General features: G+C 65.5%; 20 protein-coding genes. 13 read left to right on the top strand and 7 right to left on the bottom strand.

Going from position 1 to position 21274, the window contains the following annotated elements; genetic code table 11:
• Nucleotides 1–14: 14 nt before the first annotated feature.
• Nucleotides 15–1211: a M24 family metallopeptidase gene (locus tag BSY18_RS10975; RefSeq protein ID WP_069050623.1), complete on the bottom strand. Its 1197-nt coding sequence runs from the start codon at nucleotides 1209–1211 to the stop codon at nucleotides 15–17.
• Entirely contained in the window at nucleotides 1208–2476 is a 1269-nt protein-coding gene (locus BSY18_RS10970) for an NAD(P)/FAD-dependent oxidoreductase (RefSeq protein ID WP_069050622.1), read from the bottom strand. The genes BSY18_RS10975 and BSY18_RS10970 overlap by 4 nt, the downstream gene beginning before the upstream one ends.
• A 31-nt stretch (nucleotides 2477–2507) precedes the next feature.
• On the opposite strand from BSY18_RS10970, the gene BSY18_RS10965 reads away from it, so the two are divergent.
• From BSY18_RS10965 to BSY18_RS10930, 8 genes are all read left to right on the top strand, one after another.
• Nucleotides 2508–3449: a dihydrodipicolinate synthase family protein gene (locus BSY18_RS10965; protein ID WP_054134151.1), complete on the top strand. Its 942-nt coding sequence runs from the start codon at nucleotides 2508–2510 to the stop codon at nucleotides 3447–3449.
• Nucleotides 3449–4447: a 4-hydroxyproline epimerase gene (locus tag BSY18_RS10960; RefSeq protein WP_069051870.1), complete on the top strand. Its 999-nt coding sequence runs from the start codon at nucleotides 3449–3451 to the stop codon at nucleotides 4445–4447. The genes BSY18_RS10965 and BSY18_RS10960 overlap by 1 nt, the downstream gene beginning before the upstream one ends.
• A gap of 7 nt (nucleotides 4448–4454) precedes the next feature.
• On the top strand, nucleotides 4455–5132 hold the full coding sequence (locus BSY18_RS10955; protein ID WP_069050621.1) for a GntR family transcriptional regulator: 678 nt from the start codon (nucleotides 4455–4457) through the stop codon (nucleotides 5130–5132).
• Between the two features lie 20 nt (nucleotides 5133–5152).
• Nucleotides 5153–6580 (top strand): amino acid permease, encoded by a 1428-nt coding sequence (locus tag BSY18_RS10950; RefSeq protein WP_069050620.1) that lies wholly within the window; start codon nucleotides 5153–5155, stop codon nucleotides 6578–6580.
• Between the two features lie 64 nt (nucleotides 6581–6644).
• Nucleotides 6645–8273 (top strand): amidohydrolase family protein, encoded by a 1629-nt coding sequence (locus tag BSY18_RS10945; protein ID WP_236823349.1) that lies wholly within the window; start codon nucleotides 6645–6647, stop codon nucleotides 8271–8273.
• Nucleotides 8270–9856, top strand: a complete 1587-nt coding sequence (locus BSY18_RS10940) for an aldehyde dehydrogenase (NADP(+)) (protein WP_054134155.1) — start codon at nucleotides 8270–8272, stop codon at nucleotides 9854–9856. Before BSY18_RS10945 ends, BSY18_RS10940 begins: the two co-directional genes overlap by 4 nt.
• Nucleotides 9856–10041 carry a hypothetical protein gene (locus BSY18_RS10935; protein WP_054134156.1) on the top strand — a complete coding sequence of 62 codons (186 nt, stop codon included), beginning with the start codon at nucleotides 9856–9858 and terminating at the stop codon, nucleotides 10039–10041. The genes BSY18_RS10940 and BSY18_RS10935 overlap by 1 nt, the downstream gene beginning before the upstream one ends.
• Before the next feature lie 123 nt (nucleotides 10042–10164).
• Nucleotides 10165–11685 carry a flavin-containing monooxygenase gene (locus BSY18_RS10930; protein WP_069050618.1) on the top strand — a complete coding sequence of 507 codons (1521 nt, stop codon included), beginning with the start codon at nucleotides 10165–10167 and terminating at the stop codon, nucleotides 11683–11685.
• A 3-nt stretch (nucleotides 11686–11688) separates the two neighbouring features.
• On the opposite strand, the gene BSY18_RS10925 is transcribed toward BSY18_RS10930, so the two are convergent.
• Complete coding sequence (locus BSY18_RS10925) at nucleotides 11689–12495, bottom strand: DUF4163 domain-containing protein (protein WP_069050617.1); 807 nt, start codon at nucleotides 12493–12495, stop codon at nucleotides 11689–11691.
• A gap of 46 nt (nucleotides 12496–12541) precedes the next feature.
• Between BSY18_RS10925 and BSY18_RS10920 the strand changes: the two genes are divergently transcribed.
• From BSY18_RS10920 to argC, 3 genes are all read left to right on the top strand, one after another.
• On the top strand, nucleotides 12542–13942 hold the full coding sequence (locus BSY18_RS10920) for a leucyl aminopeptidase family protein (RefSeq protein WP_069051869.1): 1401 nt from the start codon (nucleotides 12542–12544) through the stop codon (nucleotides 13940–13942).
• A 160-nt stretch (nucleotides 13943–14102) separates the two neighbouring features.
• Nucleotides 14103–15074 carry a C40 family peptidase gene (locus BSY18_RS10915; protein WP_083231430.1) on the top strand — a complete coding sequence of 324 codons (972 nt, stop codon included), beginning with the start codon at nucleotides 14103–14105 and terminating at the stop codon, nucleotides 15072–15074.
• The gene (argC, locus tag BSY18_RS10910) at nucleotides 15071–16009 is read left to right on the top strand and encodes an N-acetyl-gamma-glutamyl-phosphate reductase (protein ID WP_150126263.1); all 939 of its coding nucleotides are present in this window, start codon (nucleotides 15071–15073) and stop codon (nucleotides 16007–16009) included. The genes BSY18_RS10915 and argC overlap by 4 nt, the downstream gene beginning before the upstream one ends.
• A 22-nt stretch (nucleotides 16010–16031) precedes the next feature.
• Here the strand turns inward: argC and BSY18_RS10905 are convergent, their stop codons facing one another.
• Both BSY18_RS10905 and BSY18_RS10900 read right to left on the bottom strand, forming a co-directional pair.
• Nucleotides 16032–16961 carry a GGDEF domain-containing protein gene (locus tag BSY18_RS10905; protein WP_083231429.1) on the bottom strand — a complete coding sequence of 310 codons (930 nt, stop codon included), beginning with the start codon at nucleotides 16959–16961 and terminating at the stop codon, nucleotides 16032–16034.
• A gap of 99 nt (nucleotides 16962–17060) precedes the next feature.
• Nucleotides 17061–18269: an acyl-CoA dehydrogenase gene (locus BSY18_RS10900; protein ID WP_069050614.1), complete on the bottom strand. Its 1209-nt coding sequence runs from the start codon at nucleotides 18267–18269 to the stop codon at nucleotides 17061–17063.
• A 192-nt stretch (nucleotides 18270–18461) separates the two neighbouring features.
• On the opposite strand from BSY18_RS10900, the gene BSY18_RS20970 reads away from it, so the two are divergent.
• A complete protein-coding gene (locus BSY18_RS20970; protein ID WP_150126262.1) occupies nucleotides 18462–18641 on the top strand; it encodes a hypothetical protein in 180 nt (59 codons plus the stop codon).
• Here BSY18_RS20970 and BSY18_RS10895 read toward each other — a convergent pair.
• Nucleotides 18631–20163 (bottom strand): cryptochrome/photolyase family protein, encoded by a 1533-nt coding sequence (locus tag BSY18_RS10895; RefSeq protein ID WP_069050613.1) that lies wholly within the window; start codon nucleotides 20161–20163, stop codon nucleotides 18631–18633. The genes BSY18_RS20970 and BSY18_RS10895 overlap by 11 nt on opposite strands.
• A gap of 151 nt (nucleotides 20164–20314) precedes the next feature.
• Here BSY18_RS10895 and BSY18_RS10890 point away from each other — a divergent pair, with 151 nt between their 5' ends.
• Nucleotides 20315–20746 carry a DUF983 domain-containing protein gene (locus BSY18_RS10890; RefSeq protein ID WP_150126261.1) on the top strand — a complete coding sequence of 144 codons (432 nt, stop codon included), beginning with the start codon at nucleotides 20315–20317 and terminating at the stop codon, nucleotides 20744–20746.
• 4 nt (nucleotides 20747–20750) lie between these two features.
• Here BSY18_RS10890 and BSY18_RS10885 read toward each other — a convergent pair whose 3' ends face one another.
• The gene (locus tag BSY18_RS10885) at nucleotides 20751–21173 is read right to left on the bottom strand and encodes a DUF2147 domain-containing protein (protein WP_069050612.1); all 423 of its coding nucleotides are present in this window, start codon (nucleotides 21171–21173) and stop codon (nucleotides 20751–20753) included.
• Between the last annotated feature and the right edge of the window lie 101 nt (nucleotides 21174–21274).

Genomic DNA, 21274 nt, shown 5'->3' with positions numbered 1-21274 from the left:
GCCGGGGCGGTGCCTCAACCAAACGGGGCGTCGATCGCGACCTGCGGCTGGGTGAACCAGCGTGGGCCGTCATCGGCCATGTAGAAATGGTCCTCCAGCCGGATGCCGAAGCGGTCGGGGATGACGATCATCGGTTCGTTGGAAAAGCACATGCCGGTCGCAAGGGGAGTCTTGTCGCCGCGCACCAGATAGGCGGGTTCGTGGATCGAAAGGCCGATGCCGTGCCCGGTGCGGTGGGGCAGGCCGGGGAGGTTGTAGTCCGGGCCTAGGCCGCCTGCCTCGAGCACGTCGCGCGCGGCCTGATCGACGCTCTCGCAAGCGTGGCCGGGCTGCGCGGCGGCGAAGGCCGCGGCTTGGGCGGCGTGTTCCAGATCCCAGATGCGGCGCTGCTCGTCATCGGGCGTGCCAAAGACATAGCTGCGGGTGATGTCCGAATGATAGCCCTGCACGGTGGTGCCGGTGTCGATCAGCACCATGTCGCCCTCACGCAGCTGCGGATCGCCGGGCACGCCGTGCGGAAACGCGGTGCCGTGGCCGAACTGGACCATGCAGAAGGTGCTCGGTGCGCCGCCGATCTTCCGGTGTCCCTCGTCGATGAAGCGGATCACCTCGCTGGCGCGGATGCCCTCGCGCAGGATCAGCGCGGCGCGGCGGTGGATTTCCAGCGTCATCGATTTGGCCTGCTGCATCAGCGCGATCTCGGCGGGTGATTTGTGCATCCGGCAGCCATCGATCGCCGGAGCGCCGCTGACCAGCGTGAGGGCTGGCGCGTCGCGCGCGATGCGGTCGACGAACAGAAACGGCAGCGCCGGATCGATCGCAAGCGTATCGGCACCCCAGCCACGGCACATATCCGCAACCAGCGCGGTGGGCGACTGGTCCTCCTGCCACAGGCGGTAATCGGTGCTGATCTGCATTTCGGCCTGCAGCGAGCCGAGCTCGAAATGCGGCGCGATCATCACCGGGTCGCCGGTCACGGGGATCAGCATCGCGACCAGCCGCTCGGTGCCGCCCCAGGGGACGCCCGCGAAATAGCGCAGCGATGTGCCCGCAGCGATGAGCAGCGCGTCGGCGCCGCTGTCGCGGGTGAGGCGCCGCGCCTTTTCGATCCGTGCGAGCCGTTCGTCCTGGGTGATCGGGGCCGCGGGGGTGGCCCAGGGGGTGATCGTCGCAAGCTGCTCGACCGCGTTTGATCCGCCAATGCCTTTCATGTCGTGTCTCCAAATCGCGCCGGGTCAAACGGCGCAAGGTCGATTCCCGGGGGCCGACCGGTGGCGAGCCCGGCGATTGCCTCGCCGGTCGCGGCCGCCAATGTCATCCCCAGATGCTGATGTCCAAAGGCATATAGCAGGTTGGGCGCGCGGGTGCTGCGGCCGATTGCGGGAAGATAATCGGGCAGCGTGGGCCGCGCGCCGATCCATTCGTGATCCGGTCCGTCAAACGGCAGGCCGAGTGCGGCAACATGGTCGCGCAGCTTGCGCCATTTGCCCGAATCGGGGGGCGCGGTGCGCGCGGAAAACTCGATGAAGCTTGCCGCGCGCAGCCCGCCTGCAAATCGGGTGACGATCATCGATCGGTCCTCGAATGCGACCGGGGGCATGTCTGCGGGCCAGCGGCTGTCGGGCGACTGGATGTGATAGCCGCGCTCGGCGATCAGCGGGATACGCAGCCCCATCGGGCGCAGCAGCTCGGCCGAAGCCGCGCCTGCGCTCACCACGATATGGTCGGCGGTCAGCCGTTCGCCGCCGATGATCGCATGGGCCGTCCCTCCATCGATCTCGATGCTGTCAACCTTCGCATGGCGGATCGTGCCTCCGCCAGCGACCAGCGCCTGGCGCAGCGCATCGGCGAGCGCGCCCAGATCGGTCATCTGGCCTGATCCCGCAAACCGCACCGCGCCTGCGATCGTGCCATTGGGCGCCAGCGCGCGGATCGCGGATAGCTCTTCGGGCGTCGAATCGCGCACGCTGGCGGTGCCGATATCGGTGGAAAGCCAGTGCGCACGGCCCTTTGCGGCGCTGGCCTCGCTTTCCCAGGCGACGAAATGTCCGTCCTGCCGCAGCAGATGCGCGGTGCCGCTTAGCGCGCACATCCGCTGCCATGCGGGCATCGCTTGCGCCAGCAATGCGGACAGTGCGGCGGTTCCGGCGGAAAAGCGGGCAGGAGTGCTGGCGCGCAGCAGCTTCAGCGCAAACGGACCCCAGCTGCCGATCTGGCGCAGTGGCAGCCCCAGAGCACCGCGCGGATACAGCCGCGCCAGTGCGCCCGCGATCATTGCGGGGGACGCCAGCGGCTGAACCTGCTCCACCGCAATATGCCCGGCATTGCCCCAGGAGGCACCTTGCGGCTTTTCCTGTGGCTCCAGCACTGTCGCAGATAGCCCACAGCGTTGCAGCTGCAACGCTGTGCAAAGGCCGACAAGCCCTCCGCCGATCACCAGACCGGTCTCACCCGAAGAAGAACATCTGTTTTTCATATTGTCAGGCAAATCATATACGGTATACGAAATGGACTGCAACCGGAGTTTCTGCGTGACGATCACACCATCCAAGACATTGTGGCAGGGTGTCTACCCCGCCGCCACCACCCAGTTTACCGAAAGCCTCGCGATCGATCACGATGCCACCCAGCGGGTGCAGACCGCGCTGGTGGATGATGGCGTCGATGGGCTGATCGTGCTCGGCACCTGCGGCGAGAACAACTCGCTTGAGGCGGATGAGAAGCTCGCGGTTCTCAAGGGCGCGGTCGAGGCGGTAGGCAACCGGGTGCCGCTGGTTGCTGGCGTCTCAGAGTTCACCACCGACCGCGCGGTCAGATATGCGCAGGCCGCAGAGGCGATCGGCATCGATGCGCTGATGCTGCTTCCCGCGATGGTCTACGTTCCCAACCTCGACGAATTGTACACGCACTTCCGGACCGTGGCAGAGGCGACCAGCCTGCCGATCATGCTCTACAACAACCCGCCCGCCTACCGCGTCAATGTGGATTTCGATACGCTGGCGCGACTTGAGGAGGTGCCCAACATCGTCGCGATTAAGGAAAGCGCGCCCGATCCGCGCCGCTTCACCGATCTGTATAACCAGTTCGGGGATCGCTATACGCTGATGGCAGGGCTCGACGATGTCGCTCTCGAAGGTCTGATGCTCGGCGCGTCGGGCTGGGTTTCGGGACTCACCAGCGCGTTCCCGCGCGAATCGGTTGCGCTGGTGGCGGCGCAACGGCGCGGTGATTATGCCGAGGCCCTGCGTATCTACCGCTGGTTCATGCCGCTGCTCCATCTGGATGCCGAGCATGACCTCGTCCAGTCGATCAAGCTGGCCGAGCAGATCATGGGGCGCGGATCGGAACGGGTACGGATGCCGCGCATGCCGCTTTCGGGCCAGCGCCGCGCCGATGTCATCGCCTGGGTCGAACAGTGCGCCGCGACGCGGCCGCTTGCCGGCGCCTGATGCGGCACACCTTCTTCTGCATCGACGGCCACACCGCGGGCAATCCGGTGCGGCTGGTCGTCGGCGGCGCGCCGCTTGTGCGCGGGTCGTCGATGGCCGAGCGGCGGATGGACTTCGTCGAACGGTTCGACTGGATCCGCACCGGCCTGTGCTTCGAGCCGCGCGGGCATGACATGATGTCGGGCGGGTTTCTCTATCCGCCGACCCGCACCGAAAACGACATCGGCATCCTGTTCATGGAGACATCGGGCTGCCTGCCGATGTGCGGCCATGGCACCATCGGCATCATCACCTTCGCGCTCGAACACGGGCTGATCCAGCCGCGCGTGCCCGGCCATATCAAGGTCGAAGTGCCCGCGGGTGATATCGAGATCGATTATGCGCGCGAGGGCGACAAGGTGACCTCGGTCCGCATCCGCAATGTCGCCTCGTTCGTCGCGGCGCAGGGGGTGCAGATCGATGTGCCGGGGCTGGGCCCGCTTAGCATCGACATCGCCTATGGCGGCAATTTCTACGCGATCATCGAGCCGCAGCCCGGCTATCCGGGGCTCGATGCGCTGGGTGCGGCGCGGCTGGTCGAGCTGTCGCGCACCATCCGAGCGATGCTCCGCGAGACGATCGAGCCGGTGCATCCGCTCGACGACCGCATCCGCGGCGTCAGCCATGTGCTGTGGGCCGACGTTCCCAAAGGCGATGGCGCCGACGGGCGCAACGCGGTGTTCTATGGCGAGCGCGCCATCGACCGCTCGCCCTGCGGCACCGGAACCTCCGCGCGGCTGGCGCATCTGGCGCACACCGGGCGGTTGCAGACGGGCGAGGCGTTCGTCCACGAAAGCTACATCGGCAGCCGCTTTGTGGGGCGGGTCGAGGCGCGGGTCGATCTGGCCGGGCATCCAGCGATCATCCCGTCGATCGAGGGATCGGCTTTTTCCACCGGCTTCAACACGATCTGGATCGACGACGAAGACCCCTTCTGGAAGGGCTTCTCTGTGATATGAGGGGCCGATGAGCATCGTTGTCCGCAATCTTTCAGAGCAGCTGGTCGATCTGGTCCGCGACCGCATCCTTACCGGTGCCGTCGCCCCCGGACGTCCGATCCGGCAGGATGCGCTGGCGGCGGAGCTGGGGGTCAGCAAGATCCCGCTGCGCGAGGCGCTCGCCCGGCTCGAAGAGGAAGGCTTGCTGGCATCGCAGGCCAATCGCGGTTTCACCGTCCGCGCGCTCAACACCGCCGAGGCCGAAGAGGTCTTTGCGCTGCGCCTGAAGCTCGAGCCCGATCTGGCCGCACTGGCGTCGCGCGCGGCTTCCAGTGTCGACCAGCGCGCCGCTGCCGATATTCTGGACAGGCTCGATGTGCTCACCGATTCGCTGGGCGAGGGGGTGGGGGCGTTCAACCGCGCCTTTCACCTGGCGCTGCTGCGACCCGCGCGGCGGCCTGTGACATTCACCATCCTCGAACGGCTGCACGTGCTGTCCGAGCGCTATGTCCGCAAGCATCTAGAGCCGCTGGGCCGTGACGAGCGCGCCAACGAGGAGCACCGCGAATTGCTGGCGGCGTGGATCGCGCGCGACGAACCGAGGGTGACGGCGCTGGCGGTATCGCATATCGGCAAGACACTCGACGATCTTCGCGTGCAATTAAACGCAAACGACACAGAAACACCCGGCGCTGCGGCTGGGTGAAACGACAAGGGACGCACATCATGGGGTTTTTCGGGCCGATAAAGCCGATCGTACAGGCGTCCGATGCGCCAGAGGGCAGCCGGCTGAAGCCGACATTGTCCTGGCCGCACCTGATCGCATTGGGCGTCGGCGCAATCGTCGGCACCGGCATCTACACGCTCATCGGCGTCGGTGCCGAGCGGGCCGGGCCCGCTGTGATCCTGGCGTTCGCGATTGCGGGCGCAGTGTGCGCCTGCGCGGCTCTGGCCTATGCCGAGTTGGCAACGATGATCCCCACGGCGGGCTCGGCCTACACCTACACCTATTCGGTGGTCGGTGAGACCCTGGCCTGGGTAGTCGGATGGAGCCTGATCCTCGAATATTCTCTGGCCTGCTCCACCGTCGCGGTCGGTTGGTCGGGCTATCTGGTCGGCTGGCTGCAATCGGCGGGGGTTTCGCTTCCCGAGATGCTGCTGGCAGGACCCCATGCCGGCGGGATCATCAACCTGCCTGCGGTGGTCGTATCGCTGGCGATCGCGGGCATGCTGATGGCGGGCACGCGCGAGAGCGCGACGCTCAACATCATCCTCGTCATCATCAAGCTCGTGGCGCTGACCGCGTTCATCGCGCTGGCCGCACCCGCGTTCGATGCCGACAACCTTACCCCGTTCATGCCCTATGGCTTCGGCAGCTCGGTACAGGACGGATCGACCCGCGGGGTGATGGCGGCGGCTGCGATCGTGTTCTTCGCATTCTATGGATTCGACGCGGTGGCGACATCGGCCGAGGAGGCGCGCAATCCGGGGCGCGATCTTACCATCGGGATCATTGGATCGATGGCGGTTTGCACGCTGATCTACATGGCCGTCGCGCTGTCGGCGATCGGCGCGATGTCCTATGTGACGCTGGGCAATTCGCCCGAGCCGCTGGCTTTGGTGCTGCGCACCCTCGGGCACCCCACCGCATCCTATCTGGTCGCGCTGGCTGCGCTCATCGCGCTGCCCTCGGTGATCCTGGTGATGATGTACGGCCAGAGCCGCATCTTCTTCGTCATGGCGCGCGATGGCCTGTTGCCCCCGGTGCTGTCGCGGGTGTCGGCAAAGACCGGTGCTCCGGTGCTTGTCACCGGCATCACCGGAGTGTTCGTCGCTGCAGTGGCGGGCTTCTTCCGGCTCGACGAGATTGCCGAGCTCGCCAATGCGGGCACGCTGCTGGCGTTCATCGCGGTGGGCGGATGCCTGATGGTGCTGCGCAAGCGCGCGCCCGAACTCAAGCGCGTGTTCAAGTGCCCGCAGCCCTATCTGGTCGGCACGTTGGCGATCCTGGGCTGTCTCTATCTCATGATCAGCCTGCCTTCGCAGACGCTGGTGCGCTTTGCGCTGTGGAATGTGGCGGGGCTCGCCTTCTATTTCCTCTACAGCCGCTCGCGCAGCCAGGCCCGGCAGGATGCTCCGGTGACGGGTATCTGACATCATCAAGAGCGCAACGTCACTTGGCAGGGGAGAGGGTATCATGCGGATAGGGCGCATAGGGTTGACGATTGTATCGGCGCTGGCGCTTGCGGGGAGCATATCGGCTCCGCTGCAGGGTCAGGCGCTCGGCCAGGCGCAGCCGCGCGAGGTCGCCGACCCCATTCCGCCGCGCACGCTGGGCGAGGGTCCCTGGCCGCGCACCGTGCTGCGCAACGCGATCTATGTTGATGGCACGGGCGCGCCCGCACAGGGCCCGGTGGACATCGTCATCGAGAACGACCGAATCGTGCGGATCGTCTCGATCGGTTCGCCCGGTGCGATCGAGGAGGCCCGGCGTCCCCCGCGGGGCGACAAGGAGTACGACCTCACCGGGCACTACGTGCTCCCGGGCTTTGTTGACGCGCATGTCCATCTGCATACCTTGAGCGACGGACAGGGCGTGCCGTCCGATTATGTGCTCAAGCTCTGGCTCGCGCACGGCATCACCACCGCGCGCAATGTCGGCTCGTCGGAGATGTCAATCGAGCAGCAGGTCGCGATCAAGGGCCGGCTTGCGCGCAACGAGATTACCGGGCCTCGGCTCGATGTCTATCCGATGTTCCAGCAGATCGGCCTGCCGATCCGCACCGCAGAGGAAGGGCGTCTGGCGATCCGCGATGCCAAACGGCGCGGCGCAGACGGCATCAAGTTCATCGGCGGCAGCGAGGCGGCACTGATCGCGGGGATCGAGGAAGCCAGGAAGCTCGGCCTGCATTCGACGATGCACCACGCGCAAGGCGTCGTCGCTTATGCCAATGTGCTGCGCACCAGTGGTGCCGGGCTCGAATCGATGGAGCACTGGTACGGCCTGCCCGAAGCCATGTTCACCAACCAGAAATTGCAGGATTGGCCGACCGACTTCATCAATACCGACGAGCAGATGCGCTTCGGCGAGGCGGGCAGGCTGTGGCAGCAGACCGCAAGGCCCGGGTCGGACAAATGGAACGAGGTGATGGAGACGCTGCTCGAGCGCGGCTTCACGATCGATCCGACCTTCACCGCCTATCTCGCCAGCCGCGACCTGATGCGGATGAACCGCGCTTTCTGGCACAACGAATACACCATGCCCGCGCTTTGGGACTGGTATCGCCCCAGCCGGATCAATCACGGCTCGTACTGGTTCGACTGGACCACCGAGCGCGAGATGGACTGGAAGGAAAACTACCGGCTGTGGATGAGCTTCGTCAACGAATACAAGAATCGCGGCGGCCGAGTCACCGTGGGTTCAGACGCGGGCTATATCTATAACACCTATGGCTTCGGCTATATCCAGGAGATGGAACTGCTGCGCGAGGCCGGGTTCAGCCCGCTCGAGGTGATCAATTCGGCGACGCAGCAAGGCGCACGGCTGCTTGGGCACGATGCCGATATCGGCACGATCGAGCCGGGCAAGAAGGCGGATCTGGTAATCGTGAAGGGCAATCCCATCGCCAATCTCAAGCTGCTGTTCGCCACCGGTACGCTCAAGCTCGACGATGCCACCGGCAAGGCGCAGCGGGTCGGCGGTATCGCCTGGACCGTAAAAGATGGCATCTTCTACGAGGGCAAGGCGTTGAGAGCAGATATCCGCGCCATTGTGGCGCGATCGAAGGCAGATCGCGGGTTACCCCCGGGATATATGACAATCGAACAGGAAGATTTGACGCAATGATCCACGCCGCGCCTCTCACGGGCGAATATTTCATCGCGGGCGAGCGGCGCGGCAGCGGTGAAGTGTTCCACGCCTATGACCCCGCTTGTGGTGCCAGCATCGACGATATCGGCTTCTTCTGCTCGAGCGAGCAGGACGTTGCCGATGCCTGCGCTGCTGCCGAGGCTGCCGCGATCCCTTATGCCGATCTTCCGCGCGAGACCCGCGCCGCGTTCCTGGATGCCATCGCCGCCAATATCGAGGCGTTGGGCGATGCGCTGATCGAACGGGCATCGCGCGAATCCGGGCTACCGGTGGCGCGGATCACCGGCGAACGTGGGCGCACCTGCGGCCAGCTGCGGCTGTTCGCCAGCGAAGTGCGCGACGGCCAGTGGCTCAAGCTGCGCATCGATCATGCCGATCCCGCGCGCACCCCGCCCAAGCCGGAGCTGCGGCTGCGCATGGTGCCGCTGGGCCCGGTCGCGGTGTTCGGCGCATCCAACTTCCCGCTCGCGTTTTCAACCGCAGGCGGCGACACAGCTTCGGCCCTCGCCGCTGGCTGTCCGGTGGTGGTCAAGGGGCACCCTGCACACCCCGGAACCTCCGAGCTGATTGCCGGCGCGATTGTCCGGGCTGCGACTGACACCGGTGTTCCCGCAGGCGTGTTCAGCCTGCTCAGCGGAACCGGCAATGCGCTTGGTGCGGCGCTGGTCGCCGATCCGCGCATCCAGGCGGTCGGCTTTACCGGATCGCGGGGCGGCGGCGAGGCGCTGATGAAGATCGCTGCGGCGCGGACCCAGCCGATCCCGGTCTATGCCGAAATGTCGGCAATCAATCCGGTGATTCTGCTGCCTGAAGCTCTGGCGGCGCGGGGCAAGGCGCTGGCGGCGGGCTATATCGGCTCGCTGACATTGGGGTCGGGGCAGTTCTGCACGAATCCCGGGTTGGTGCTGGCGCTCGAAGGGCCCGCGCTGGACGCGTTTCTGGAGGAAGCCGGGCAGCTCGTCGAAGCGCAGGCGCCGCAGACCATGCTCACCGCAGGCATCCATGCCGCCTATGAAAAGGGCAGCGCAGCACTCGCCGCCACGCCCGAGGTCAGGACCATCGCGCGCGGCGTGCACCCCACCGGCCCGCACGAGGGCCGCACTGCATTGTTCAGCGTGACCGGCGCCGACTGGCTTGCCAATGCCGAGCTGCAGCACGAGGTGTTCGGGGCCGCGTCGATCGTCGTGCGCTGCGCCGACCGCGCCGAGCTTCTTGCGGTGCTGTCCGCACTCGAAGGCCAGTTGACCGCGACGTTGCACATGGACGAGGCCGACATCGACGATGCGCGCGCGCTGCTGCCCGTGCTCGAGCGCCGGGTCGGCCGCATCCTCGCCAATGGCTGGCCGACCGGCGTCGAGGTCAGCCATGCTGTCAACCACGGCGGGCCCTATCCCGCTACCTCGGATGGCCGCACCAGTTCGGTGGGCACGCTCGCCATCGACCGGTTCCTGCGCCCGGTCGCCTATCAGGACCTGCCTGGTGCGCTGCTGCCACCCGAGCTGCGCGAAGGCGGCCAGCCAGGCGTGTTGTCGCGGATCGACGGAAAGTGGACGATTTGATGCGTCTGCCCGACGATATTGCCGATTATGTCCTGCGCAGCTGCCCCGCACGTACCGAAGAGGCGGTGATGAGCCGCTTCGGCATCAGCTACAACACCTTGCGCAAGATCGAGCGTGGCGAACCCATCCGCGCCTCGGTCGCGCAGCGCCTGCTCGAGCGGATCGCGGACGAGCGCGTCGCCTGATCGCGCTTTATGGCCGGATCGGGCCAAAACCGGTTGCAATTTACAACGATGTAAGCATGGTATAGCCTTTGGATGACGCAAGAGAGCCGCGGCCAAGCGGACTGCGACCGGAGAGCCTGACCCATGAAGCACGAAAAGCCGTCCGACCTCAAAGCCGCCACCCATCTTGATGTGCTGATCATCGGCGCGGGGATTTCGGGGCTCGGCATGGCGGTCCATCTCAAGGAAAAGTGCCCCGGACGCAGCTTTGCGATTCTGGACCAGCGCAGCGACATCGGCGGCACCTGGAACCTGTTCCAGTACCCCGGCATCCGCTCGGACAGCGACATGCACACCCTGGGGTTCGAGTTCGAGCCCTGGCGTGAGCAGAAGGCGATCGCCGACGGCCCCTCGATCCTGAGCTATCTGCGCCGGATCAAGGACGAACGCGGGCTCAATGACCACATCAGGCTGGGCCACAAGGTGCTCTCTGCCAGCTGGTCGAGCAGCGATGCGCGCTGGACGATCGCTGCCGAGGTCGAAGGGCAGGGCGTTTGCCACCTCACCGCCAACTATCTGTTCATGGGCACCGGGTATTACGATTATGACGAGGGCTACGACCCCGCGTTCGAGGGTCGCGAAAGCTTTGGCGGCGAGATCATCCACCCGCAATTCTGGCCCCGGGGCTTCGATTATGCAGGCAAGAACATCGTCGTGATCGGATCGGGCGCAACCGCAGTGACGATTGTGCCGTCGATGACCGACAAGGCCAAGCACGTCACGATGCTGCAGCGCACGCCGACCTGGTACTGGAGCCGCCCCGCCAAGGACTGGCTGGCCAACAGCTTGCGTGCCATCATGCCCGATGAATGGGCCTATCGCTTCATCCGCTTCAAGAACGTGCGGATGCAGCAGATCTCGTTCAAGCGTGCGCGCGAAAATCCCAAGAAGGTCGGCGACTATCTGCTCAAGCGGATCCGCAAGATCATGGGTGGCAAGATGAACGAACCCGATTTCCAGCCACCTTACGGCCCCTGGGAGCAAAGGCTGTGCCTCGTCCCCGATGGCGACATGTTCAAGGCGATCCGCGACGGCAAGGCCGATATCGTCACCGATCATATCGACAGGTTCACGCCCACCGGCATTGATCTCAAATCGGGCAAGCATCTCGACGCCGATGTGATCATCACCGCCACCGGGCTCAAGCTAGCGATGGCAGGCAAGGTCGCGTTCTCGGTCGATGGCCAGCCGGTCGATTTCACCCAGCATTATTACTACAAGGGCTGCATGTTCAGCGACGTGCCGAACATGGCGATCGTCTTCGGCTATCTGAATGCGTCGTGGACGCTCAAGGTCGATATCGTCGCCGACTTCGTCTGCCGCACGCTCAACCACATGGCTGCGACCGGTACCGATGTAGCGGTGCCGGTGCTGGGCAGCGACGGCCCGGTCAACGAGGAGGAAATCTTCGATTTCTCGTCGGGCTATGTCCAGCGCGCGCTGCATATCCTGCCCAAGCAGGGCGACCGCATGCCGTGGCGGCTCAACCAGGATTATCTGTTCGACCGCAAGGTGCTGCGCGAAGAGGCGGTGGACGATGGCGTGCTCGCCTTCCGCGAGGCCGATGCGCACGCGCCGCAGCAGACCGCCATCGCGGCGGAGTGATCGTCACTCCGCAGGGGCGGCAAAGGCTGCGCGGTATTCGGGCCTGATCCTTTCCAGCGCCGCGCCGGACAGCGGCAGGCTGATCTCGTAAACGCCCTCGACATAGGGGCCTGCGACATAAGGCGCGGCTATGAACATCATGCGGTCGAAACCGCTGTCGCTGCTGGCATAAGGCACCAGCACCAGCTCGGCAAAGGGCGGGCAGGTGTTGAACATGTCGTCGGGCTCGCCGATCTGCTCGCCGCGCTTTTCGCGACGCTCCACATTGAGCGCGGTGCAATAGCCCTCGCGCAACGGCTCGAGCGCCATGGCCATGTCCGTGAACAGCGCGGCCAGCTGGATGCGTTTGTCCGCCGCCTTGTCCCAGATCAGCGCTTCATAACCCGTGTTGCCGTGCGCGCCGCCCGAATAGCTGCTGATCTCCGCCACCATGGCAAGCATCTCGGGGCTCTCCCCGGTAACCTTCCAGCCGACGCCCAGCATGTGCGGGTTGAACGGATAGTCGTTGTCCGCCGCTTCCTTCTGCGCCTCTGCGGTCTGCGCTTCCAGCTCGCCCAGCGCCTTGGCGCGCTCGGCATCGAGCATCGCGGCCAGCCTGGGCAGGGCAGCGGCCTGGGCGGGGTATTCATAGGTGAAGGCAAAGGCCTTGGTTTCGCGTTCGAAGCTCACCGCGGTCGCTGCTTTCGTGCTGGCGACGGGCGCCTTGGTCTTCTGGGCGACTGGGGTTCCCTGCTCGCACGCGGCGATGCCGGGCAGCGCCAGTGCCACCAGCACGGCCAGAGTGATCTGCGCCGGTTTTCGACCGTTCATATTTCTGTCTCGCTCGGCTGGCTGAAAAATGCTCTATGCTGCGACAATGATGGATTTGTCTCACCTCGTCCAGCCGGACATTGGCCAGCCGGCGCGCCTGCTTCACCTCGTCGACAAGGCCGGCCTGGCGGCCTGGCTGGCGTCGGCGCCGCCGCGCGTGCGCAACCACCTCGCCGCGATGCGCTTCACCGCGCGTCCGCATGATCTGGTCGTGGTTCCGGGCGATACGGCCGATGAGTGGTCGGTGGTGCTGGGGGTGGCCGATGTCGCCAATCTGCGGCCCTGGTGCCTTGCCAAGGCGCCGGAAGTTCTCGCCGCGGACACCTTCAGGCTGGCCGGTGATGTCAGGCCGGGCGATGCGGTGATCGGCTGGGCGCTCGCCCAGCACCGTCTGACCACCTACAAGAAGCCAGAGGAGAATCCGCAAGGCTCGCGCGTGCTGCTCACCGGCGATCCTGCGCGGCTTCCCGATCGCATCGCAGAGGCAGAGGCGACCGCCTGGGTGCGCGACATGGTCAACACCCCCGCCGAAGACATGGGCCCGGGCGATCTCGAATCCGCAGCAGAGGCGCTCGCCAGGCGCTATGGCGCGACGCTTGAAGTGACCCGCGGCGACGCGCTTGCCACCGGCTATCCGATGATCCACGCGGTCGGGCGCGCGGCGGCGCGCAGCCATGCGCCGCGGCTGATCGAGCTGCACTGGGGACGCGAGGATCATCCCCGCGTCGCCATTATCGGCAAGGGCGTGTGCTTTGACAGCGGCGGGCTCGACATCAAATTGGCGGCGGGCATGCTGCTGATGAAAAAGGATATGGGCGGCGCCGCGCACGCCTTGGCGCTGGCGCAACTGATCATGCGCGCAGGCCTGCCGGTGCGGTTGCACATGCTGGTCGGCGCGGTGGAGAACGCCATCTCGGGGAACGCCTTCCGCCCCGGCGACGTGCTCAGGAGCCGCAAGGGGATCACCGTCGAGATCGGTAACACCGATGCCGAAGGCCGGCTGGTGCTCGGCGATTGCCTGGCCAAGGCGAGCGAGACTCCGCCCGATGTGATGATCAACTTCGCCACGCTCACCGGCGCGGCGCGGGTTGCGGTGGGGCCTGATCTGCCAGCCCTGTTCGCCAACAGCGATCCGCTGGCCGATGGTCTGGTCGCCAGCGGCAGGGCGGTGGGCGATCCGTGCTGGCGGCTGCCACTGTGGCCGGGGTACGAGGACATGTATGTCAGCGATATCGCGGACATCGGCAACAGCGGTGGGGCGTTCGCCGGTGCAATCACCGCGGCGCTGTTTCTGCAGCGCTTTGTCGGCGAGGGCGTGCCCTGGGCGCATTTCGACACCTATGCGTGGCGGCCCACGCCCCGGCCCGGCCAGCCCAAGGGCGGCGAGGCGCTGGGCCTGCGCGCATCATGGCACTATCTGCGCGGCCGCTATGGCGCGGCAGGCTGATCTTGGCCGCTGTTTGGCAGGCATTTTCCGGCGTCGGGCGCTGTGCTAACCGGCGGCTTGGACAAATCGCTTCAACTCGTCTATCTGCGCCGCCAGCCCGAAGCCATGGACGGGCGCAGGATCATGTCGTGGCGGTAATTTGCGCGGGGGACCGGGTTTCTTGACACATTCATCGGGCTCATTGGCGCCGCATTCCAAGGCGGCTTCGCTGGCTGGCGGACCGGCGAGCGAGGCGGCGGACACGCGCGCCGACCCGGTGCAGCAGTTCGTGCTCACGGGCCCCGTGACCGACTATGATCCGCGCGTGACACCCATTCGCGGAGATCTTGCGGATATCGCGCTGGCCGGTCGCTTCTTCGCGCCGCATTATGTTGCCCCGCAGATTCACCGCGTCGCCGCGAGTGGCGCAATGCTGCGCAAGGCCGGAGCGGGCGATGCCCAGGCGGTGAGCCAGCTGCTGCCCGGAGAGGCGTTCGCGCTGCTCGACAGCACCGGCGACTGGGGCTGGGGCTATGGCCTGCACGATGGCTATTGCGGCTATGTGCGGCTGGACCAGATCACGCTTGGCAGTGCCGATCCCAGCCATGTCGTCCACAGCCGCAGCGCATTGGTGTTCGCTGAACCTTCGATCAAGACGCCGATGGTTGCAGCCTTGCCGATGGGCGCACGGATCGCGGTCGATGCGACCAGTGAGTGCGGCAGGTTCCTGTCCGTTGCGGGCGGCTGGATGTCGGTGCGCCATGCCGTGCCGCTGGCCGAGCAGGGCTTCGATCCGGTAGACCGCGCGCTGCAGCTTGTCGGCGCGCCCTATCTATGGGGCGGACGCGGCGGGGATGCGCTCGACTGTTCGGGGCTGGTGCAGCTGGTGCTGGGGCTTGCCGGAATTGTCGCGCCGCGCGACAGCGACCAGCAGATGGCAGCGCTTGGCCGTGCGCTGGCGGATGACGAACCGCTGCAGCGCGGTGACCTCGTGTTCTTCCCCGGCCATGTCGGAATCATGATGGATGCAGACACGCTGGTGCACGCCAATGCGCACTGGATGCAGGTGGTGGCCGAGCCGCTTGCCGATGTCATCGCCCGTTTCCCCGAAACCACGCTCCAGCCGGTGCTGGCGCGCAAGCGGATCGCCTGATGCCCAGTCTCTTTATCGATGGCGCTGCCGGGACCACCGGCCTGGAAATTGCCGAGCGGATGGCAGGACGCGACGAGTTCCGGTTGATCACGCTCAGCGACGCCGACCGCAAGAGCGTCTCGGCGCGCGCCGCCGCGATCCAGGATGCCGACTTTGTGATCCTGTGCCTGCCCGATGCCGCCTCGCGCGAGGCGGTGGCGCTGGGCGAGGGTGCGCCGACGCGGTTCATCGATGCCTCCAGCGCGCACCGCGTCGCCGATGGCTGGACCTATGGCTTTGCCGAGCTGCGTTCAGGCCAGCGCGCTGCGATCCGCGATGCGCGCGCGGTCAGCAATCCCGGCTGCTACCCCACCGGCTTCCTCGCGCTGGTCGCGCCGCTGGTGGCCGAAGCGCTGCTGCCCGCCGATCACGGCTTCATCGTCAATGCGGTGAGCGGCTATTCGGGTGGCGGCAAGGAGCTGATCGCGCGGATGCAGGTCGATGCGCCCGACATCGGCTTCCGCGCCTATGGCCTCAATCTGGAGCACAAGCATCTGCCCGAAATGCAGGTGCACGCCGGGCTGAGCCGGTCGCCTTTGTTCGCGCCTGCCGTGGTGCGTGCGTTTCGCGGAATGCTGGTTGATGTGCCGCTGTTCCTCGATCCCGAGCTCGGCTTTGCCGATGCGACGGCGCTGCACGAGGCGCTGGCCGATCATTATGCCGGCGAAGCCCTGGTCAGCGTCGCAGCCATGGGCACCGCGCCCGGCGAACTGCTGTTGTCGGAGGGCGATGCGCCGACTGACCGGCTGGCGCTCTATGTCCTGCCCAGCGCGGATGGGTCGCAGGTGCGGCTGATCGCGATGCTCGACAATCTGGGCAAGGGGGCAAGCGGCGCTGCGGTGCAGAACCTCAACATCATGGCGGGCCTCGACGAACTGGCGGGCCTGCGCGCCTGATCGCGCTTATCGGCTGGGTGGGTCAGCGCGCGCGCTTGGCGACGTACAGCGCCTGATCCGCGTGCAGGAACATGTCCTCGGCATCATAGGAAATCGCGTTGTGCGCCAACGCGACACCGTGGCTGGCGCCGGCTTCCAGCAGATGGCCGTTCCACGCCACCGGCATGCGCAGCAGCGCGATCGCTGCGGCAATGCGGCTCGGCAGCCGTTGCAAGTTGCGGTCGCTGGGCATCAGCACGGCAAATTCATCGCCCCCGATCCGCGCGACCATTAGCGCATCGGGAAAGCATTGCTGGATGCGCTGGCCGAACTGCGCCAGGCAGGCATCGCCCGCAGCATGGCCATAGCGATCGTTGATCTGCTTGAACCCGTCGACATCGAGCAGCACCAGCGCGCCCAGCGGACGCAGGCTCAGCGTCGATCGCGACGCATCCAGAAAGCGCTGCTGGAACACCGCGCGGTTGGCCAGCCCGGTCAGGCTGTCGCGTTCGGCAGTCTGCTGCAGGGCCTCGAATTCGGTACGCTGGCGGGTGATGTCGAGCTTGGTCCCCACCAGCCGGGCGGCGCGGCCGCGCTCGGTTTCCACCTGCGCGATGATCTGCACCCAGCGTTCGGCGCCATCGGGGCGGGTGATCCGCGCATCTAGCGTAAAGCCTGTCCGGCGCTCGATGGCGCGGCTGCGCAGCCGGTCCAGCGTCTCGCGCGATGCCTCGTCGTACAGCGCGACGATCTCGGTTCGATGCGGCCGTGCGCTGCGGTCGATCCCGAACAGGTCGTAGATGTTGCGGGTCCAGCACAGGGTTTCGGATTGCAGGTCGCATTCGAACACCCCGACGCCGGCGCGCGCGACGGCCCGGGTGATGCACTGGCTGTCCGGCTCGACAAGCGCGGGCGCCGGGCCGACACAGATGTCCGTCCCGCCGATACCGAAATTGTGCCCAGCTACGCCCATGCCCTTGCCGCAAGCTCCCCGAAATGCCTGGGGGGGACGCTAGAAGATGCTAGTTAACGGCTTGTTACGATGAGGTTTTTTCTTTTGTCCAATTTGGTGTCAAAAGAACGCCTGGATCCCCGTCTGCGCGCGGCCGAGGATCAGCGCATGGACATCGTGCGCGCCTTCATAGGTGTTCACCGTCTCCAGGTTCACCATGTGGCGCATCACCTGATATTCCTCGCTGATGCCGTTGCCGCCGTGCATGTCACGCGCCTGACGCGCGATATCGAGCGCCTTGCCGCAGTTGTTGCGCTTGACGATCGAAATCATCTCGGGCGCGAAACGGCCTTCGTCCATCAGCCGTCCGACCCGCAAGGATGCCTGGAGCCCCAGCGCGATCTCGGTCTGCATGTCGGCCAGCTTCTTCTGGAAAAGCTGCGTCGCTGCGAGCGGCTTGCCGAACTGGACGCGGTCGAGCCCGTATTGGCGCGCGGCGTGCCAGCAGAATTCCGCCGCCCCCATCGCGCCCCAGGAGATGCCGTAGCGCGCGCGGTTGAGGCAGCCGAACGGACCCTTGAGCCCTTCGACATTGGGCAGCAGGTTCTCTTCGGGCACCTCGACCTCGTCCATCTGGATCATGCCCGTGGTCGATGCGCGCAAGCTCAGCTTGCCCTTGATCTTGGGTGCGTTCAGCCCCTTCATGCCCTTTTCTAGGATAAACCCGCGGATCTGGCCATTGTGCGCGTCGGACTTTGCCCAGATGACGAACACATCGGCAAACGGGCTGTTCGAGATCCAGGTCTTCGCGCCCGAGATGACATAGCCGCCATCGACCTTTTTCGCGCGAGTCTTCATGCCCGCAGGATCGGATCCCGCATCGGGTTCGGTGAGACCGAAGCAGCCAATCAGCGTGCCCGCGCAAAGGCCAGGGAGATATTTGCGGCGCTGTTCGTCGCTGCCATAAGCGTTGATCGGGTGGATCACGAGCGAGCTTTGCACCGACATCATCGAGCGATAGCCGCTGTCGACTTGCTCGACCTCGCGCGCGATCAGGCCATAGGCGACATAGCTTGCTTCCGCCCCGCCGAATTCCTCGGGCAGCGTCGCGCCGAGCAGCCCGGCCTCGCCCATCATCGGGAAAAGTTCGGGCGCGTCGATTTCCTCGCGGAAAGCGTCGATCACCCGCGGTTGCAAGACATCTTGCGCAAATCCGCGCGCGCTTGCCTGGATCAGCCGTTCCTCTTCGGTCAGCTGCTCGTCGATCAGGAACGGATCGTCCCAGGTGAAAGGAATGGTTTCGGCCTTGCGGATGGTGTCGTGCTTCATGGGGTCAGGGTCTAGCGCAGCTTCTCCCCGGTTTAAACCTCAATTTCTCTTCGAAAGTTGACGCGCGCGTAAACCGCCGACGCCGCGTGCCTGTCCGTTTCTGGCACAATCGATGATTAACCATCAATTGCGATGGGCAATGGTTAAAAATCCGTTAACACCCTCATTATGCAGCGTTTGACATTCCTTCCCGTGCCCGCTCGTCCCCACAGCTTCCGGGGCAGCCTGTCCCCGCGAATCCTCGCCGCAACCCCGGTGGATGAGCCCGAGGTGCTGGCGAAACGCAAAAAGGCACAGCGCAACGAGGAAGTCCGGCTGTTTCTGCTGAGCTTCTCGGCGTTCTTCGTGGCGATCACCTCGTTTATCTGGTGAGCGTATCGAGGAACCGCGCGGCATCCTCGCGGATTGCCGCCTTGTCTTTCTCGCCGCGCTTCGCCCAGTTGCGATAGGGCATGGCAAGCCGCTGGTTCCTGCCCAGCACCGCCTCGTTGCGATCGAGGAAGTCCCAGTAGAGCAGGTTGAACGGGCAGGCCTTGGGCCCGGTCTTGGCTTTCACGTCGTAGCGGCACTTGCCGCAATAATCGGACATGCCGTTGATATAGTTGCCGCTCGAGGCATAGGGCTTGCTCGCCAGCAGCCCGCCATCTGCAAACTGGCTCATCCCCAGGGTGTTGGGCAGTTCAACCCATTCATAGGCATCGGCATAGACCTCCAGATACCAGGTATGCACCGCGTGCGGATCGATCCCGGCGACCAGCGCGAAGTTGCCGGTGATCATCAGCCGCTGGATATGGTGCGCATAGGCATGGTCCAGCGTCTGGCCGATCGCCTGCGCCATGCAATGCATGTCGGTCTTGCCGTCGTAATAGAAGCCGGGCAGCGGACGGTGCGCTTCAAGCACATTGCGCTGCGCATAATCGGGCCCCTCGCGCCAATAGATGCCGCGGACATATTCGCGCCAGCCGATGATCTGGCGGATGAACCCCTCGGTGGCATTCAGCGGGACCTTGCCGTCGCGATAGGCAGCCTCGACTGCCTGGCACAGGGCCAGCGGATCGAGCAGCCCGCAGTTGAGATAGGGCGAGAGGATCGAGTGCCACAGGAACGGCTGATCGGTGAGCATCGCGTCCTGGTAGTCGCCGAACCGGGCGAGCGCATGGCCGATGAAATGCGCCTGCTGCGCGAGCGCATCCTCGCGGGTGGTGGCGAACACGAAATGGTCTAGACTGCCGGGGTGATCGGCAAAGCGTCTGGCGACCATGTCGAGCACGTCGCGGGTGATGGCATCGGGCTTGAAGCGCAGCGGTTGCGGGATCAGCAGCGGCTCGTTGGGCGGGGGCTTGCGGTTCTCGCTGTCGTAATTCCACTCGCCGCCCTCGGGCTTGCCATGCTCGTCGAGCAGCAGCCCGGTCTTGCGCCGCATGTCGCGATAGAAGAACTCCATGCGCAGTTGCTTGCGTGCCGAGGCCCAGGTGTCGAACTCGGCATGCGTGCACACGAACCGGCTGTCCTCGCGCAGATCGACGGGCACGTCGAACCTGTCGGCCCATTCCTGCATCGCAGCGAGCACGCGCCATTCGCCCGGTTCGGTCGCGACGATCCGGTCCGGGGCGTGACGCTCGATCGCGCGCGCGACCTCGCCGGTGAAGGCGCCGCTGTTGCCCGAATCCTCGAGCCGCACATAATCGACCGTCCAGCCGCGCGCGCGCAGATCCTCCGCATGGTGGCGCATTGCTGAGAGGATGAAGGCGATTTTGGCCTTGTGGTGGCGGACATATTTGGTCTCGGCATCCACCTCCATCATCAGCAGGATGGTGTGATCGGGGTCGGCGCCGTCCAGTGCGGACAGATCATGACTGAGCTGGTCGCCCAGGATCGGGATAAGGGTTTTCATGCGGCAGATGGTGTCCTGGGCGGTGCTCAGCTTAATGATGGGGAGTGATCCTGTGCGATCAATGGCGGCATTTGGCTTTGATGTCGGCCATCGCAGTACCTATCTAGCTACTGGCGTCGGTGCCTTTGCCAGCGTCTTTGAAAGACTGGCCATGCCCGATTCCGCCCGCCCCGGCTCTGTGACGCCCGGCAGCGACACCCAGAGCGCGCTGCAGCTTGCGCTGCGCGGCATGCGCAACCATTGCCCACGCTGCGACCACAAGCCGCTGTTCCGGCGCTATCTGAAGCCGGTTGAGCGCTGTGCCGGGTGCGGGCAGGACTGGACGCTGCACCAGGCGGATGATTTTCCCGCCTATATCGCGATCTTCATCAGCGGGCATCTGCTCGCCCCGGTGCTCATCGCTGCGGGAAGCCGCGAGCTGCTGCCGATGGGGGTGCTGGCCGTCATCGCAATCCTGGGCGCGCTGTTGCTCACGATCGCGCTGCTGCAGCCCGCCAAGGGCGCGGTGATCGCGCTGCAATATCACTGGCGGATGCACGGGTTCGAAAGCGTCGATGCCCCGCGCCGAAGTCAGCCCGACTGACGGCTCAGATCTTGCGCCAGATCTGCGACTTGCACAGCAGGCCGCCCAGAATGCAGCCGCTGATCTTGATCCGGTTGGCGTCGAGCTGCTTGATCGTCGAATAATAGGTGTCGCCAAGATCGGGCACGAAGACATTGCCCTTCCAGTGGCCGGGTTTGGTCTCGCGATAGTTGCGCAGCAGGCTGGTGCCGACCAGCTGCGGCGTGCCGCCTGCGGCAGCATCCTTCTTGGCCAGATCGCTCGCCCAGCTCACCTTGCCGCACAGCTCGGTGCCGCACGGCTGGGTGACGACGCGGACGTCGCCTGTGGGGTTCTCCCAGGTGCCGTGGATGGACTCGGCTCTGGCCGCGCTCGCAGCGAATCCGGTCTGCCCCAGCGCGGCCAGAGCCAATAACCAAACCCGCGATGTCCCCAGATACATCTTCATCGACCCTTTGCGACCATATTCAATTCTTACCCGTGCGCCGGGCATTTGTTCCGCGCGAAGCTGCGACTTGTGCATGATCGCTGCGCCAAGTCGAGCAGCAT

The organism is Blastomonas sp. RAC04, from assembly GCF_001713435.1.
Lineage (GTDB): Bacteria > Pseudomonadota > Alphaproteobacteria > Sphingomonadales > Sphingomonadaceae > Blastomonas > Blastomonas fulva.
This window is presented reverse-complemented; position numbering and strand designations above follow the sequence as displayed.